This window comes from Vibrio sp. Y176 (assembly GCF_033438945.1).
Window position 1 is genome coordinate 1 of sequence record NZ_JAWOQS010000818.1, and the last position, 597, is coordinate 597.

At 43.4% G+C, this 597-nt stretch carries 1 protein-coding gene and 1 pseudogene; one reads left to right on the plus strand and one right to left on the minus strand.

Translation table 11 applies throughout. The annotated features are described in order from the left end of the window. A pseudogene (locus R7O13_RS28835) lies at positions 1–353 on the plus strand (polyphosphate kinase 2); the annotation flags it as partial. Between the two features lie 60 nt (positions 354–413). On the opposite strand, the gene R7O13_RS28840 reads toward R7O13_RS28835, so the two are convergent. After that, positions 414–597 (minus strand): PhoU domain-containing protein (locus R7O13_RS28840; protein WP_412125745.1); only part of this gene is annotated, 184 nt, incomplete at its 5' end.

Genomic DNA, 597 nt, shown 5'->3' on the forward strand with positions numbered 1-597 from the left:
ACTGGTTTTCGGTCTCCGACGAGGAGCAGGAAAAACGCTTCTTAGGGCGCATCAACACACCGATAAAGCGCTGGAAGTTCAGCCCGATGGATCTAGAATCTCGACACCGCTGGGCTGAATATTCTGAAGCAAAAGACAAGATGTTCGCTTACACCGACACCAAAAACTGTCCTTGGTGGGTTGTACCTTCAGATTCAAAACAAAAAGCGCGCTTAAATTGCATTAGTCATCTACTCAGTCAAATTGAATACAAAGCGCTAGAGTACCCACCAATTGAGTTACCAGAGATCAATAAAGAGGGCTACGTCAGAGCACCAATAGACGATCAAACGTTTGTACCAGATAAGTACTGATCTCGGCTTCTAAGATCCAAAAGACCAGCGTTCGCTGGTCTTTTTCATTCATACTAAGCATTACTTCAACACATCATCAATGCTTTGATCACCAAGGTGACGAACGTCCTTACCTTTCACAAAGTAAATAATGTATTCACAAATGTTTTGGCAACGATCCCCTACTCGTTCAATAGCGCGAGCAGACCACATCACCTGAAGAATATGCGGAATATTTTTTGGGTCTTCCATCATGTAAGTCATG